This is a genomic window from Mucilaginibacter sp. P19, from assembly GCF_050632265.1.
GTDB classification, from domain to species: domain Bacteria; phylum Bacteroidota; class Bacteroidia; order Sphingobacteriales; family Sphingobacteriaceae; genus Mucilaginibacter; species Mucilaginibacter gossypii.
The window spans coordinates 1,947,489-1,963,330 of sequence record NZ_CP192586.1 but is presented as its reverse complement, the minus strand read 5'-3'; the positions used below and the strand labels follow the sequence as shown (position 1 = coordinate 1,963,330).

General features: G+C 41.6%; 12 protein-coding genes. 10 read left to right on the top strand and 2 right to left on the bottom strand.

Going from position 1 to position 15,842, the window contains the following annotated elements; translation table 11 throughout:
* Positions 1-145: 145 nt before the first annotated feature.
* The 5 genes from ACQ86K_RS09365 to ACQ86K_RS09345 all read left to right on the top strand — a co-directional run bounded on the left by ACQ86K_RS09365 (position 146) and on the right by ACQ86K_RS09345 (position 6,540).
* The gene (locus ACQ86K_RS09365) at positions 146-1,756 is read left to right on the top strand and encodes a CTP synthase (RefSeq protein ID WP_091171501.1); all 1,611 of its coding nucleotides are present in this window, start codon (positions 146-148) and stop codon (positions 1,754-1,756) included.
* Between the two features lie 22 nt (positions 1,757-1,778).
* Positions 1,779-3,629 carry a membrane protein insertase YidC gene (yidC, locus tag ACQ86K_RS09360; protein WP_091171497.1) on the top strand — a complete coding sequence of 617 codons (1,851 nt, stop codon included), beginning with the start codon at positions 1,779-1,781 and terminating at the stop codon, positions 3,627-3,629.
* Positions 3,630-3,854: 225 nt separating this feature from the next.
* The gene (locus ACQ86K_RS09355; protein WP_091171493.1) at positions 3,855-5,219 is read left to right on the top strand and encodes an exonuclease domain-containing protein; all 1,365 of its coding nucleotides are present in this window, start codon (positions 3,855-3,857) and stop codon (positions 5,217-5,219) included.
* Positions 5,219-5,827: a transposase gene (locus ACQ86K_RS09350; RefSeq protein ID WP_091171489.1), complete on the top strand. Its 609-nt coding sequence runs from the start codon at positions 5,219-5,221 to the stop codon at positions 5,825-5,827. The genes ACQ86K_RS09355 and ACQ86K_RS09350 overlap by 1 nt, the downstream gene beginning before the upstream one ends.
* 176 nt (positions 5,828-6,003) lie before the next feature.
* Positions 6,004-6,540: a pyridoxamine 5'-phosphate oxidase family protein gene (locus ACQ86K_RS09345; protein ID WP_091171485.1), complete on the top strand. Its 537-nt coding sequence runs from the start codon at positions 6,004-6,006 to the stop codon at positions 6,538-6,540.
* Between the two features lie 335 nt (positions 6,541-6,875).
* Here the strand turns inward: ACQ86K_RS09345 and ACQ86K_RS09340 are convergent, their stop codons facing one another.
* Positions 6,876-8,768: an alpha/beta hydrolase family protein gene (locus ACQ86K_RS09340; protein WP_218134479.1), complete on the bottom strand. Its 1,893-nt coding sequence runs from the start codon at positions 8,766-8,768 to the stop codon at positions 6,876-6,878.
* Positions 8,769-9,002: 234 nt separating this feature from the next.
* Between ACQ86K_RS09340 and ACQ86K_RS09335 the strand changes: the two genes are divergently transcribed.
* The gene (locus ACQ86K_RS09335; protein WP_091171479.1) at positions 9,003-9,374 is read left to right on the top strand and encodes a hypothetical protein; all 372 of its coding nucleotides are present in this window, start codon (positions 9,003-9,005) and stop codon (positions 9,372-9,374) included.
* 17 nt (positions 9,375-9,391) lie between these two features.
* On the opposite strand, the gene ACQ86K_RS09330 is transcribed toward ACQ86K_RS09335, so the two are convergent.
* Positions 9,392-11,365 carry an alpha/beta hydrolase family protein gene (locus ACQ86K_RS09330; protein WP_091171594.1) on the bottom strand — a complete coding sequence of 658 codons (1,974 nt, stop codon included), beginning with the start codon at positions 11,363-11,365 and terminating at the stop codon, positions 9,392-9,394.
* Positions 11,366-11,594: 229 nt separating this feature from the next.
* Here ACQ86K_RS09330 and ACQ86K_RS09325 point away from each other — a divergent pair, with 229 nt between their 5' ends.
* The 4 genes from ACQ86K_RS09325 (at position 11,595) to ACQ86K_RS09310 (ending at position 15,766) form a co-directional block, all read left to right on the top strand.
* Positions 11,595-12,749: an exo-alpha-sialidase gene (locus ACQ86K_RS09325; RefSeq protein WP_091171477.1), complete on the top strand. Its 1,155-nt coding sequence runs from the start codon at positions 11,595-11,597 to the stop codon at positions 12,747-12,749.
* 135 nt (positions 12,750-12,884) lie between these two features.
* Positions 12,885-13,544 carry a hypothetical protein gene (locus tag ACQ86K_RS09320; protein WP_091171475.1) on the top strand — a complete coding sequence of 220 codons (660 nt, stop codon included), beginning with the start codon at positions 12,885-12,887 and terminating at the stop codon, positions 13,542-13,544.
* Between the two features lie 55 nt (positions 13,545-13,599).
* Positions 13,600-14,520 carry an ABC transporter ATP-binding protein gene (locus tag ACQ86K_RS09315; protein ID WP_091171473.1) on the top strand — a complete coding sequence of 307 codons (921 nt, stop codon included), beginning with the start codon at positions 13,600-13,602 and terminating at the stop codon, positions 14,518-14,520.
* A complete protein-coding gene (locus ACQ86K_RS09310; RefSeq protein ID WP_091171470.1) occupies positions 14,513-15,766 on the top strand; it encodes an ABC transporter permease in 1,254 nt (417 codons plus the stop codon). The genes ACQ86K_RS09315 and ACQ86K_RS09310 overlap by 8 nt, the downstream gene beginning before the upstream one ends.
* Positions 15,767-15,842: the final 76 nt, after the last annotated feature.

The window sequence follows — 15,842 nt, the reverse complement described above, 5'->3', positions numbered from 1 at the left end:
GTAAAAACCGATTACAAACAAAAGATATTTACAGTTCTATTTTTTGAAAAACAGATATACCGAAGCGTGAAAATTTTCTTACTTTTGTATCCCGTACAGAAACAATTGGCCGTGGTATAAAAGCCCGGTCATTTTCAAAAAAATCATGACTAAATATATTTTTGTTACGGGCGGTGTTACCTCATCGTTAGGAAAAGGTATAATCTCTGCTTCTTTAGCCAAACTCCTTCAATCGCGCGGTTACCGCGTAACCATCCAAAAGTTTGATCCTTACATCAATATTGATCCGGGAACACTTAACCCTTATGAGCACGGCGAATGCTATGTAACCGAAGACGGTGCAGAAACCGATCTTGACCTTGGCCACTACGAGCGTTTTCTGAACACTCCTACGTCAAAGGCCAACAACATCACTACCGGCCGCATTTATCAAAATGTAATTAATAAAGAACGTGAAGGGGCTTTTTTAGGAAAAACTGTACAGGTAGTGCCCCACATTACCGATGAAATAAAAAGAAACTTCCGCATATTGGGCGAAAGCGGCGATTACGATATCGTGATCACCGAGCTTGGCGGTACTGTAGGCGATATTGAATCATTACCATATATTGAGGCTGTAAGGCAATTCCGCTGGGAAATTGGATCGGCTAACTCTCTGGTTATCCATCTTACACTGGTACCATTCCTTGCAGCAGCAGGCGAATTAAAAACCAAACCTACGCAGCACTCGGTAAAAATGTTATTAGAGTATGGTATCCAGCCCGATATCCTGGTTTGCCGTACCGAACACCACCTTACCAACGATATCCGCAAAAAGATAGCGCTGTTTTGTAACGTGAATATCAATGCTGTTATTGAGTCGATTGACGCACCAAGTATTTACGATGTACCCCTGTTAATGCTGAAAGAACAGCTTGACAAAACCGTATTGACCAAATTAAAACTTCCGCACAAAAATGAGCCAAACCTTGAAAACTGGAAGGAGTTTCTTGGTCGCCTCAAAAACCCAACTGCTGACGTGCGCATTGCGCTGGTTGGTAAATATGTGGAGTTGCCGGATGCTTATAAATCTATTACCGAAGCCTTTATCCATGCGGGCGCTAAACAGGAATGTAAAGTGCGGGTTGAATATATCCCTTCGGAACAGCTTACGCCCGAAAACGCTGTTGAAAAATTAAAAGGTATGCATGGCGTACTGGTTGCCCCAGGATTTGGCGAGCGTGGTTTTGAAGGCAAGATCCAGGCTATCCGCCATGTGCGCGAAAATAATATCCCTTTCTTTGGTATTTGTTTAGGTATGCAATGTGCGGTAGTTGAGTTTGGCCGTAACGTATTAGGTTTTGAGGGTGCCAACAGTACCGAAATGAATCCCGAAACCCCTTACCCGGTTATCGGCATGATGGAAGATCAGAAAAACATCACCAACAAAGGCGGTACCATGCGTTTAGGCGCTTATCCCTGCGATATTAAAAAAGGCACTAAAGCAGCGGCTATTTACGGAAAAAACCACATTTCGGAAAGGCACCGTCACCGTTATGAGTTTAATAACGAGTATCTTAAGCAATATGAGGCCGCCGGCCTTACCCCATCCGGCATAAATCCTGACAATGGCCTGGTGGAGATTGTTGAGTTAAAAAACCACCCGTTTTTTGTTGGTTCGCAATTTCACCCCGAATTAAAATCAACAGTTGCTAATCCACACCCACTTTTTATTAACTTTGTCGCCGCTTCGCTGGCTTATGCCCGCAAAAAATAAGTAATTGTACGATAATTAGATAATGGATAAAAATACGTTTACAGGATTATTCCTGATCATGGCGATCATTGCCGGCTCGATATACTTTTTAAAGCCATCAGAAGCCGACCTTAAAAAAGAGCGCGAGGTACAGCACCAGGATTCGCTGAAAAAAGCTGGTGCCGCTGTAGCTGCCGCTGCTGCTAAAACCACAGCTAAGTTTGATACCGCCAAAACAGCCAAAGTTGACTCGGCCTTGTTAAAAATGCCTTTCGGCGCCGCATCTGTTGGTAAAGAAGAGTTTGTTACCATTGGTAATAAAGAGTTGCTTATTAAATTAAGCACCCACGGAGGCAAAGTAGCTTCCGTTGAGTTAAAAAACTACAAAACTTTTGATAAGAAGCCCCTGGTGCTTTTCAGTGGTGACAATAACCAATTTGGATTGAAGTTTGCCGCCGGTGTTGCCAATATCAATACCAACAATTACTATTTTACCCCAAGTGCAAAAGAACTTAACATAGCCGAAAAAGATTCAGGTTCGGTTACTATGCGTTTGAGCTATAGCCCCACCCAATATATTGATTATGTATACAGTTTAAAAGGTGATGGTTTTAAACTTGGGCTAACCATTAAGCCTACCGGTCTTGACGGCGTTATTGCCAACAGCAGCACCATTAACCTTAACTGGGCCACCAGCCTGCGCAAACAGGAAAAAGACATCAAAATGGAGCGTCAGTATTCAACGGTGTACTATTATAATACCGATGGGGATGCTGATTACCTAAGCGAAGGCAAAAACGATCAAAAAAGCATCAGCGATAAAAAAATGGCCTGGGTTGCTTTTAAACAGCACTTCTTTTCAAATGTGCTGATAGCTAAAGGCGGCATTACCAAAACAGATGTTGCTGTTGCTACTGATTTTAACGATACCACCGATGTAAAACAAATGAAAGCCGACCTGTCGCTTACCCGCGGCACAGATGGTTCTTTACCCTTGGAGTTTTACTTTGGACCCAACCGTTTTAATACGCTTAAAGACCAGGGGCATGACCTTGATAAACTGGTTAACCTTGGCTGGGGACCATTAAAATACATCAACCGTTTCGCGGTATTGCCGGTATTTAACTTCCTTAACAAGTTTAACTGGAACTATGGTCTGATCATCCTGGTATTGACTGTATTGCTTAAGCTGGTATTATCACCTCTTACTTACAAGTCATACCTTTCAATGGCCAAAATGCGTGTGCTGAAGCCCGAAATGGATGAAATTAAAGCTAAAGTTGGTGAGGATAACCCTACGTTGTTACAACAGGAGTACCTAAAGCTGTACAAAAAGGCAGGTGTTAACCCATTGGGCGGCTGTTTACCATTGCTGATCCAGATGCCTATAGTTATTGCGTTCTTCCGCTTTTTCCCAAGTTTATTTGAGCTAAGGGGCGAAAGTTTCCTGTGGATGCATGATCTTTCAACTTATGATTCGGTTATTAAATTCGCTCCGATAGCTTTCCTTGGCGGCGTTAACCACATTAGTTTAATGTGTTTACTGATGACCATTTCAACGTTGATCTATACTTATTTCAACAACCAGATCTCCGGTGCTACAGGGCAAATGAAATACATTGGTTACATCACTCCTTTGGTATTCCTGTTCACGCTTAACAGCTACCCTGCCGGTTTGAACTATTATTACTTTTTGGCCAACATGTTCACCTTTTTACAGCAATACCTGATCAAATTCATGGTTGATGATAAAAAGATCCATGCCCAGATCCAGGAAAACAAAAAGAAACCTGAAGATAACTCTAAGAAGAAAAAATCGGGCTTTGGTGCCAAAATGGAAGAAATGATGCGTCAGCAACAACAGATCCAGGCTAATAAGAATAAGAAGTCTTAAGTTTTTAGTCTTTAGTCTTTAGTCGGAAGTCCGCAGTCGGAAAGTCCGAAAGATATTTAAGCCCCTGGGAAAGTTTCTCAGGGGCTTTTCTTTTGCCTTTCTGTTTTTATAAGCTGGGCGATCCTTTTTAAACAAAAAACTTTCCGACTGCGGACTTTCCGACTTCCCGACTTTTTTAAACTCAACTAAAATAATTAGCAAATTTTGTATTACATTTGAAATATCATGTATGCAATTGTCGATATAGAAACCACCGGGGGGCATGCAAGTGCTAATGGTATTACCGAGATTGCCATATGCATACATGATGGCAAAAAGGTTGTGAAGCGCTTCGAAACGCTTGTGAACCCGCAGCGTGAAATCCCTATTTATATCAGTGCGCTAACCGGCATTACCAATGAGATGGTGCAGAACGCTCCTCCTTTTGAAGATGTAGCTGCAGATATTTATCACCTTATTCACGGTAAGATCTTTGTTGCCCATAATGTAAACTTCGATTTTTCTTTTGTAAGATATCACCTTGCTGCTGCGGGATATGATTTGCAAACCAATAAGCTGTGCACGGTAAGGCTTGGTCGCAAGATACTGCCCGGTTTACCATCATATAGCCTTGGCCGGTTATGCAAACATTTAGGTATTGATAACCAAAGTCGCCACAGGGCTATGGGGGATGCAGAAGCTACTGCTGAGTTATTTACCTTGCTGCTGAACAGCGACACGGAGAACCATATCAAACAATCCCTTAAGCAAGGTTCAAAGGATCAGGTGTTGCCGCCTAACCTATCTAAAAAGGATATAGACCAGTTGCCTTATACACCAGGTGTATATTATTTTCATGATCAAAAAGGCAAGGTAATATATGTAGGTAAAGCCAAAAACGTTAAAAAACGCGTAAGCAGCCATTTCACTGGCAATAACCCAGGCTTTCAACGCCAGGAATTTTTACGTAATATTTACCAGATCAGCTATCAGCTTTGCGGTACCGAGCTTATAGCCTTTGTACTGGAAGCTATTGAAATTAAACGCCTGTGGCCTAAATACAACCGTTCGTTGAAACGCTTTGAAAACGCTTTTTGTCTTTATGCTTTTGAAGATCAGCGTGGCTATATTCGCCTGGCGGTTGATAAATACCGTAAATACAGCGACCCGATATATACCTGCAATTCTCTGCTTGATGGCTATAACCTGCTCAACAAACTGATAGAAGGTTTTGACCTTTGCCCTAAGCTTTGTTTTATACAAAAAAACAATGAGCCATGTACCGGTACAGCCGGGAGTGCATGCGCGTGTGAAGGTGTTGAAACTCCGGAAAGTTATAATGAGAAGGTAAACAATGCCATTGATCAGCTTAAACAAGCCTTGCCAACTTACGCTATCCGGGATGAAGGCCGTACCGGCGATGAACATAGTTGTATCCTGGTAGAAAAAGGTCAGTTTTATGGTATGGGTTATATCTCCCATTATTTTGACGCGGATAACGTACAGCAACTCAAAAGCCATCTTACACCCTACCCGGGGAATGATTACATCAAAAATATTGTAGCTACTTACGCTTCCAAATATCCCGATAGGATGGTGGTATTTGGGTAATGCTTGATATTAACTTACGAAGTTTTAAAAACTTCGTAAGTTTGGTTGACCGATTGACAAATCTACAAGTGAAAATAAGCGACAACACCTACTATCACATTTACAACCGGGGTAATAATAAAGAACCTATCTTTTTCGAAAACGATAATTACATTTTCTTTCTGAACCAATTCAAGAAACACGTTTTACCCTTTTGCGAAGTATATGCTTATTGCCTGATGCCAAACCACTTTCACTTTTTTATCATGGTAAACGATCAGCAGTCGTTTGAAACTGGTATCAAAAACTTTTTTATCTCTTATTCAAAAGCAATCAATAAAAAATATAATAGAGTTGGCAGCTTATTTCAAGGTAGATACAAAGCTTCAGAAATTGATTCTGATAGTTACTATACAAGGATTATCACTTACATACATCAAAATCCAGTGATCGCCAATCTTGTAACAGACATCAGCGATTATAAATACTCATCTTACCCAGCTTATTTATCAGCAAAAAAAACTGTATTGAACAAACATGATGTATTAGAATGGTTTGGAGGTTTGGAACATTTCATAAATGATCACAAAATCTCTGTTGATGAGCGTGATATACCTTATGTAAAATAGCACGATGCTTTTCTTGGTGCACTGTAAAACTTACGAAGTTTTGAAAACTTCGTAAGTTAAATCCACCCAAAACACCATCACTTATAAATAAATAATTATCCATTAAGTTAAAACACCGCACACAATTGAGTTTTTGATTGGTTACTCTTATAACATTTACCAACAAAACTTAAAACATGGATAGTATCAATCAACAACAGCCGGAAGATAACATGCAAGACCTTAACGGTCAGGAGGCATTGGCTAAAATCAAGGAACTTGCCGAAAGTGCTAAAAGCTGCTTTTTTGTAAGTAACATTAAAACAGGTGTACCTGCTTCCGTGCGACCAATGTCTGCGCAGAAAATTGATGAGGAAGGTAATTTCTGGTTTCTAAGCGCTAATGACAGCCACAAAAACGACGAGCTGGCTAAAGACCCATTTGTTCACCTGCTTTTCCAGGGATCAGGATATTCTGATTTTTTAAATCTCTACGGAATTGCAACTATCACCGAAGACAAGGAAAAGATCAAAGAACTATGGGAACCCACATTAAAAGTATGGTTTACCGAAGGTATTGACGATCCGCGCATCAGCGTTATTAAAGTTGAACCTACCGAGGGCTATTACTGGGATAATAAGCATGGTAATGCCATCGCATTTGTAAAACGGCTCGCCGGTGCTGCTATTGGTAAAACCATTGATGATTCGGTTGAAGGAAAGCTTACTGTCTGAAATCAGAATTTTCAGAATTATTGAATTACAGAATAAAAGACGAGGTTGTATCATAAATCAAATTGACGCCCCTTGGTGTTGTATTACCTTTGAATTGAAGTTTAGCCGATCATATTTATACAAAAAGGGGGTTAACACATTTTTGGCCTAAAAACACTTAATTATTTGATTATAAATAGTTTAAGTAAAAATTACCACTAAATTATGTTAACCCTGTTAACCCCCTTTTTGTCAGTAGAGCCGACCCAAAACTATATATAGCTTGAGTATCCGAATAAGTCAAAAAAAGGCCGTATCACGATTATTTATGATACAGCCTCGTTAAATGCGCTTTATCAAAAAGCTCCTCCTTTAGGGGGCTGGGGGGATAAATATTTGTCAAACCATTCAATATATCGCTGCAGCCTGTCAACCTGGTAACTGGGTACAGTGATACCGTGATATTGGCCGGGATAAAGTACCAACTGAGTAGGTACCCCTTGTGACCGTAGCGCTTCATACATTTGCTCCCCTCCTCCCGTTGGCACATTAAAATCTTTTAGGCCAGACATGAATTGCGTTGGGGTTTTTATCTTATCAGCATGGAAAAACGGATACGATAATTTGATGTATTTATCAGCATTTTTCCATGGTGCGCCAAGTTCATTATCATATTGTACAATCCATTGATCCGATCCATAAATGGCTAATTGCAACGCACTGCCTGCTCCGCTCGACGCCGCCTTAAAGCGGGGGTCGGTTGCTATAGTATAATTGGTAAGAATGCCGCCGTAGCTCCAACCTCCAATTCCGAGGCGGTCTTTATCTGCTATGCCAAGTTTAACTAATTCATCTACCGCACCAAGCAGGTCTTTCACTTCTTTATTGCCCCAATCGGCATAAATAGCTTTAGTGTATTCAATCCCTCTGCCAGTGCTGCCGCGGTAATTTACAGCGGCAACGGCATAGCCGGCGCAGGCCAGTGTTTGCCTGATCTCGTCAAACTCAAACTCGTCCTGATCTGTAGGGCCGCCATGAATGTAAAGGATAAATGGCATTTTTTTAGTCACCACGCTATCGGGCGTATACAAAATACCCGAAACCAGTGTACCATCGCTGCTAAACGACTGGAAGCCCTTTACATAAGCCAGCTTAACCTCGCTCAGCCATTTTTCCTGGTGAAAAGTTAAGCGCCGGATCCTGCCATTTTCAATAGCCACCAATTCGTTGGGTATGTATGGTGTAGTCATTTTGCCTACCCATATACCCAAGGAATGACCGATGATATCAGAAAAACTGCATTCGTTACCTTTATAAACCAATATTGATTTACGGGTAAGCAAGTTATATCTGTTGATATAACGGATCCTGTCGCTGCTTACCAAGTATTCAAGGTCTTTACCATCCTTGCTCCATGCAATATTGCTGACAGGCCTATCCAGTTGGTCAGTTAATGAACGGTTGTTTTTTCCGTCGGCATCCATCAGGTACAAAACATCGTGCTGATAAATAAAATAATCAGCATCGCTTGTGGAGCGCAGGTAAGCTATGCGCTTGCCATCCGGGCTCCACATCGGGTTAATATCATGGCCGGTAAATGTTGTTAATTGGTTAGGCTCGGCTCCCGCTTTAGCTGCAATCGTAAAAATATCTGTATTTTCATTCCGGTCAGGATCAATAGTATGGTTACTTACATAGGCAATAGTTTTCCCGTCCGGGCTCCATTGCGGCGAGCTATCATCCATGTTGCCGCTGGTAAGGGTGTCAAGCTTTTTTGAACCCACATCATACAGGTATAAATGCGAATGCAAATGCTGCAGATATCCTTCAATATCCTGTTTAAAATGATAACGGTCTATCCTTATCGGTGGTGTAGTTTTCGGTGCCTCTTTTCCTTTGTTTTCAGGGTCTTTGATAATTAATGCCAGCTTCTTATTATCTGGCGACCATACATATTCTTTTATCTCGCCTTTAATGTCGGTGAGTTTATGCCCTTCTCCGCCACGCCTGTCCATCATCCAAACCTGGCCACCATTTTTTGAATCCTTTTCAGACAGGTAGGAGATAAACTTACCATCCGGCGTCCATTTTGGGGTAGATGCGGGCTCATCACCATAAGTAAGCTGAATGGATTGCTTACCATCGAAGCTTTGCATCCATAGGTGCGATACGCGTTTATCTTTTGCGGTGTCTACCTCAGATAGCTCATAAACCAGCCATTTGCCATCGGGTGATAGCTGAGGGGCCATCAGCGTTGGCTGTTTATAAAGATCAGTGGGCTTAAGCGGCTTTTTTGTTGTTTGAGCAGAAACAACGTTAAAGATTAAAACCGCTATAATTAAAAGTACGTTTTTATGCATAGGATTGCAATTGACCGGAAAATTACTAATTAAACCACCCAATATTATCACAAGGTTTTTATTATTGCATTGTTTTGAAAAAACGACGTTCCATTATTTGTATTACCCATTAAAATCAGCATCATGCATAATGACTATCAGAAATTAAGCAAAAAAGACAAAAAGATCGTCAGAGCACTAATTGATAAAGGCATTGCCGAGGATTTTAAACGCGGGATGCAACATTTCGATCAGCTTATTCAGCAATTAAAAAGCAGCCCTGAAACACCACAGGAACAATATTATAAATTATACAACGAGGTTCGGGACTTCGACAAACAAATATCCAGAATGTATGATCGCCTTACCGGTTCACATTTTCTTAACATCCTGGCAAATCAGATACTGCAAACACTCATTGATGAAGCTGAACTTGACGAATTATCACCGGAAGCCAAAGATCAGATCACTTCAGACGTAAGATTTATGAGATCAATGCAATCCATCAATTCTTGAACTACTTCCCGTTAACCCTACTTTTTCAAATACTTGTCATACCAGTCAACGTAGCGCTGCAGCCGGTCAACCTGGTAACTTGGCTTGGTAAGACCGTGAAATTGATTAGGATATAATATCAATTCGGTTGGAATACCTTGAGATCTCAACGCCTCATACATCTGCTCGCTGCCGATGGTCGGCACATTAAAATCTTTCAGGCCAGACATGAACATGACCGGCGTTTTTATTTTATCGGCATGAAAAAACGGGTAAGAGATCTGGATCCATTTATCGGCATTTTTCCAGGGTGTGCCTATCTCATTTTCGTATTGCAATACATATTGGTCACTGCCATAAACCGAAAGCTGTAACGCGCTGCCGGCACCACTGGCCGCGGCCTTAAAACGGGTATCAGATGCTATGGTATAATCTGTAAGGATGCCACCGTAACTCCACCCGCCTATGCCCAGCTTATCGGGATTTGCTATACCTAACTTTTCTAGTTGGTCAACCGCGCCAAGCAAATCTTTAACTTCTTTATTACCCCAATCGGCATAAATGGCTTTACAATAATCAAGGCCCCGGCCGTTACTTCCCCGGTAATTTACCGCTGCTACCGCATAACCGGCGGCAGCCAATGTTTGCCTTGTAGCATCAAACCCAAATTCATCCTGCCCTACCGGCCCGCCGTGAATAAACAGGATGAGTGGATATTTTTTATTAGGAACACTATCGGGCGTAAAAACAATACCTGATACCTTGGTACCGTCAACACTTGTTGACTCAAAGCCTTTTGCGTATGCCAATTGCACTGTATTTAACCATTCCTCATGATGAAATGTAAGCCGGCGCAGCTTTTTATCTTCTAAGGCAAATAATTCGGCAGGTGTGTAAGGATCTGTTTTTTGTACTATCCAATTGCCCGAAAGATTGGTAGCTATATCGTTAAAAACATAATCGCCCTTGTTTATTGTAGTGATCTTTCCGCTGTTGATATTGATATTGGCCAGATAACGGGCACGGTCGTCCGTTACAATAAATACAATGTTCTTGCTGTCTTTAGCCCAGGTTTGTGCCCCGGCCGGACGATCAAGCTGAAGCGTGAGCGGTTTATTATTTTGGCCAACCACATCCATAATGCAAACCACGCTCTGATCATACATCATGTAATCGGCATCACTGGTTGAACGGAGATAGGAAATTAATCTGCCATCAGGGCTCCATTGAGGGTTGCCGTCCCTACCCTTCCATGTGGTAAGCTGAAGCATGCTGGCGCCGGAGCGGGCATCAATAGTAAAAATATCAGTATTTTGATTCCTGTCGGGATCGGCACTGCGATTGCTTACAAACGCAATTGTTTTGCTATCCGGCGACCATACCGGCGAGCTTTCGTCTTTATCGCCCCGGGTTAAGGTGTCAAGCTTTTTAGTGGCAACATCAATTAAATAAAGGTGGCTATGCAAGTGCTGAAGATACCCTACTATATCCTGTTTAAAATGATAACGGTCAATAACTATGGGCTTTGGAGTTTTAGGTTCCTCTTTACCTTTGTTTTCCGGGTCGCCTATAACCATTACCAGGCGCTTGCCATCCGGGCTCCAGGCATAGTCGCTCAGATCGCCTTTAATGTTGGTTAGCTTAGCACCCTCACCACCGCGGCGGTCGATCAACCAAACTTGTGAGCCCGTTTTTGAATCGCGCGAGGATAGGAACGACAAATATTTACCGTCCGGGCTCCAGCGCGGGGATGAGGCTGCTTCATCACCATGAGTTAGCTGGATAGATTCTTTACCATCAAAACTCTGCATCCACAAATGGGACACGCGGCGGTCTTTAGCCGTATCAACATCCGATACACTATAAGCAACCCATTTGCCATCGGGCGATAATTGCGGATCACTTACCGTTGGAATCCGATAGACATCGGCAGGTTTCAAAGGCTTTTTTTGTTGGGCAGATACATTAAAGACAGCAGAAAGCGTGAGTATAAGGAATAAGGCTCGCTTCATAAATGATGTATTTTGATAGAGCCCGTAATTTAGTAAAAGAACCTTGATTTTTAGGATAAAAGGGATTGCCATGATTTTATTACAAAAGATTGGCATATTTATTAATGACTGTGGCTTCAGAATAACGGATGCTACATTTTATTAGCACTACTCCCGCGGGAACCTGGCTTTAATTTGGCAAATTTCAACTCCGCTTTTACTAACCGGATAATTTGTGTTAATTAGGATCATGTCTGCAAAACTCAAGCTTCTTTTTGTTATCTGTCTTTTTTCATCCGTTCTTAATACCCACGCACAAACCCCGGCCATTCGCAACAATTATCAAACCGAAGCTGGAGTGCCGAGGCTAAACATTGAACGATCAATGATCTACTCGCCGGATAAAGAGTGGCTTTACAACCATCACGCATCTATTATCCATTTCAAAGACCGCTTTGTGGCAATATGGAGCAATGGAATGGTTGATGAGGATTCACCGGGGCAAAGGGTAGTTTATGCAACTTCTAAAGATTTTAAACACTGGTCGCCGTTGAAAACATTAGCCAGTCCGGGTAAAATCAACGATACGCTCACAGTACTCACTGCCGCCGGGCTTTATCAGTATAAAGGAACCTTGGTAGCCTACTACGGCGATTACGACAAACACCGCAATAGCACCCATTTATGGGCTAAGACCAGCACCGACGGCGAACATTGGAGCGGGCCGCTTGATATGCATTTGCCTGTTGTACCAAACCATGGACCTGAAGTTACCAATAGCGGGAGGCTGATCATCAGCGGTAATTTCACTTTTCCTTATACAGATGATCCCCACGGACTTTCGGGCTGGAAGCTAAGCAGTTTTTATCCCGATTCTCTTTACAAACAGGATAACCCAGCTATGTTTTATGCACCCGCTGCAAAATCAGGGTTGCCGCCGCTTTGCGAAGGATCGTTTTTCCAAACGGACGACAACATTTTACACATGCTGCTCAGGGTAACCGGTAAAGGCTGGAAAGGTCATTTATGGCTCACCGAAAGCAACGACAATGGCAAAAGCTGGTCGCGGCCGGTTGAGGCCCCCTTTTCGGATAATGACAGCAAGTTTCACTTAGGTAGGTTGCCGGATAAACGCTTTTATTATGTGGGCATCCCCGATACCCTGCACCATTATGACCGTAATCCGCTGGTGCTCTCGTTGTCAAAAAATGGAAAAAGCTTCGACAAAAACTATATTATTGCCAATGAATTGTATCACCTTAAAAAAGAAGGCTTATGGAAAGGCGGGCAATATGGTTACCCACACACCATTGTTTATAATGGCTACATGTACATAATCATTTCGAGGCAAAAGGAAGCAATTGAAACGCTCAGGTTTAGTTTAAAAGCAACTGAAATAAATTAACTAATCAGGCTATTAAGTAAGCAGCATAATTTGTTTCAAAACAATCACGCCGTTTTTTTTATTTCAATAAACAGCCATGCCTTATTATTATCTTTAAGCCAATTGTAATATTTATTAATTCAACCTATCCTGCTCATGAAACCTACACGCGATACCGCTTACCTCACTATTGCTGCATGCGTTATTAGTATGTTAGCTCTGATACTCCTGTACGCCATGCAAACCATTTCATTCACGGTACCGGATGTAGTAAGACCTACGCTTTCGTTTGCACCTGTCATTTGTTTTGCCTGGTTAATGATATTTGTGATAGGTGTTTTAAAATATACCAACGAAAAACCTTTTATAGTTAACGTGTTCATCATTTATATGATTTATAGCGTTATATCGGGCTTAGTTAATACAGCCATCGGCATTTTTCAAATTACCAGAGAATCATTAATTATATTTTACCAGATCCATGGAGCTATTAACATGATGGTAATAATATGTATTGTGATTATGGCCGCCTTATTACGTAATACGGTATTCAAGTTACCACTGCTGCTTTTTACCTTAAGTGAGCTATTTATTATTGTATTTTACATGGTTGTACCGATGGTGCTTCCCCTTATCGGAACTTCCAGCTATATTCTCTATATCCGCTACATCGGGCTCGTGTATCTGATTGTTCCGACAACCGGAATTTATATTGCAGTAACCGCTTTAAATGCGCTTAATAGCCAACAATTGGAAAAGCCATTTTATGACATTGAAAAGCCCAATTGGCCACCATATGATAAACCCAACCTGTAACTTTTTCTGCTTAACCTGATCTAACAGAAAAAAACAGATACATAAACCTTAATAAATGCTAAGCATCCGCAATATTGTTAAACAATACGCCGGTCACCGTGCACTAAGTGATGTAAGTTTGGAAGTTGAAAGCGGGCAGATTTTTGGTCTGCTTGGCCCTAACGGCGCCGGTAAAACTTCGCTTATCCGTATTGTGAACCAAATTACTGCTCCCGATTCGGGCGAAATCTATTTTAACGGCGAAAAACTCAACCAGTCGCACATTGAACGTATAGGTTACCTGCCCGAGGAACGTGGCCTGTATAAAAAGATGGAGATAGGTGAGCAAATGATCTATCTGGCCCGTTTAAAAGGGTTAAGCCGTGCTGAAGCCCAAAAGCGTCTTAAATTTTGGTTTGAGAAGCTGGAGATGGAAACCTGGTGGAAAAAGAAAATAGAAGAACTGTCAAAAGGTATGCAGCAAAAGGCGCAGTTTGTAGCAACCGTACTGCATGAGCCCGATTTGATCATACTGGATGAACCTTTCAGCGGATTTGACCCAGTGAATGCAGAACTCATTAAAGACGAGATATTAGAATTGAACGAAAAAGGTGCAACTATACTCTTTTCTACCCACCGCATGGAATCAGTAGAGGAACTTTGTGACGCTATAGCGCTCATTCATAAATCGCATAAGATACTGGATGGTAAGGTTAAACACATCCGCAACTCGTATCGCAATGAAACCTATTTTGTTGAATATACCGGCGAACAGATAGCATTTGACGGCAACCAGCCATTTGAACTGGTTAGCGAAACCCATGCCGATGATGGCAGTCATACCATCAAGATAAAGCTTACGCGCGAGAATAATTCAAACGATGTTTTGCAGTACCTTATCCCAAAAGCAAGGGTAAATATGTTACAGGAGGTAATACCCAGCATGCATGAAATTTTCATTGAAAAAGTTAACCTAAACTCAGCCGGCCATGAATAAAGTATTACTCATTATACAGCGCGAATACCTGACACGGGTACGCAAAAAATCATTCATCATCATGATATTCGTGGTGCCGTTGCTGATATTGGTTATGGGCATTGTGGTAAAGATGGTTGCAGATAGCAGCGATAAACTATCATCGTTGCAAACAGTTAACGTGATTGATAAAAGCGGTGATTTCGCTAATAGGTTTCATGATGCCAATAATGTAAAATTTACCTATGCGCTCACCGATCTTAAATCATCCAAACAACTGCTAAAGGATAGCGAGGGTATCTCTATTTTGTATATCCCTGTAAATTACACACAAAAAGATTCGGTACAGATCTTTTCAAAAAAGAAGGCCTCTATACCCTTGTCTGAAGAAATTGAAAAGCAGATGAGCGATATAGCCTTTTCAAACAACCTCATCAGGCATCATATTGATACAGCACTTTTAAAAAGCATAAAGCGAACCAACATCTCGGTTAGTGCCATTGAAATTTCAGATAAAGGCGATAAGAATGCTAATATCGGCGCCAATATTTTAATTGGTATAGCTTGTGCTATCATTATTTATATTTCGCTGTTTATATATGGCGGACAGGTAATGCGCGGCGTTATTGAAGAAAAAACAAACCGTATTATAGAGGTGGTGATATCTTCAGTAAAACCATTTCAATTAATGCTCGGCAAGATCATCGGTGTGGGCCTGGTTGGCTTAACTCAGTTTAGTGCCTGGATAATTTTATCCATTATATCTACCAAAATCGCCGGACATTCTTTTAACTCGCCTACCAGTCCTATGGTAAATGCGCTTGCAGTATTACAAACTATACCATTTGGGTATATCATGGGCTGCTTTATATTTTACTTTTTAAGCGGCTATCTGTTGTACGCAGCGCTGTTTGCAGCTGTTGGCTCGGCAGTTGACAGCGAAACGGAAACCCAGCAATTCATGTTTCCTATTACCCTGCCCTTACTGTTCACTTATTTTTTAGCTGTATCAGTATTGTTCCGCGCGCCGGATAGCCCGCTGGCAGTATGGCTGTCCATGATTCCTTTTACTGCACCTGTAGCCATGATGGTACGGATCCCGTTTGATCCACCGGGATGGCAGGTAGCAGTATCCATGTGTATGATGGTAGTAGGCTTTTTATTTACCACTTATGTGGCCGCACGGATCTATCGGGTAGGTGTATTAATGTACGGTAAAAAAGCAAGCTATAAAGAACTGGCCAAGTGGTTTTTTTATAAAGAATAATTTTTATTTCGGACATCGGATGTTCGATTTCGGATTTACTGAATAAAATCCCCGGGAATAGTTAAACAATTTCGGG

What these genes read in the sequence shown, in the direction of transcription:
- ACQ86K_RS09365 (WP_091171501.1), top strand. Translation starts at nt 146, where the DNA reads ATGACTAAATATATTTTTGTTACGGGCGGTGTTACCTCATCGTTAGGA.
- yidC (WP_091171497.1), top strand. Translation starts at nt 1,779, where the DNA reads ATGGATAAAAATACGTTTACAGGATTATTCCTGATCATGGCGATCATT.
- ACQ86K_RS09355 (WP_091171493.1), top strand. Translation starts at nt 3,855, where the DNA reads ATGTATGCAATTGTCGATATAGAAACCACCGGGGGGCATGCAAGTGCT.
- ACQ86K_RS09350 (WP_091171489.1), top strand. Translation starts at nt 5,219, where the DNA reads ATGCTTGATATTAACTTACGAAGTTTTAAAAACTTCGTAAGTTTGGTT.
- ACQ86K_RS09345 (WP_091171485.1), top strand. Translation starts at nt 6,004, where the DNA reads ATGGATAGTATCAATCAACAACAGCCGGAAGATAACATGCAAGACCTT.
- ACQ86K_RS09340 (WP_218134479.1), bottom strand. Translation starts at nt 8,768, where the DNA reads ATGGCCCCTCAGCTATCACCCGATGGCAAATGGCTGGTTTATGAGCTA.
- ACQ86K_RS09335 (WP_091171479.1), top strand. Translation starts at nt 9,003, where the DNA reads ATGCATAATGACTATCAGAAATTAAGCAAAAAAGACAAAAAGATCGTC.
- ACQ86K_RS09330 (WP_091171594.1), bottom strand. Translation starts at nt 11,365, where the DNA reads ATGAAGCGAGCCTTATTCCTTATACTCACGCTTTCTGCTGTCTTTAAT.
- ACQ86K_RS09325 (WP_091171477.1), top strand. Translation starts at nt 11,595, where the DNA reads ATGTCTGCAAAACTCAAGCTTCTTTTTGTTATCTGTCTTTTTTCATCC.
- ACQ86K_RS09320 (WP_091171475.1), top strand. Translation starts at nt 12,885, where the DNA reads ATGAAACCTACACGCGATACCGCTTACCTCACTATTGCTGCATGCGTT.
- ACQ86K_RS09315 (WP_091171473.1), top strand. Translation starts at nt 13,600, where the DNA reads ATGCTAAGCATCCGCAATATTGTTAAACAATACGCCGGTCACCGTGCA.
- ACQ86K_RS09310 (WP_091171470.1), top strand. Translation starts at nt 14,513, where the DNA reads ATGAATAAAGTATTACTCATTATACAGCGCGAATACCTGACACGGGTA.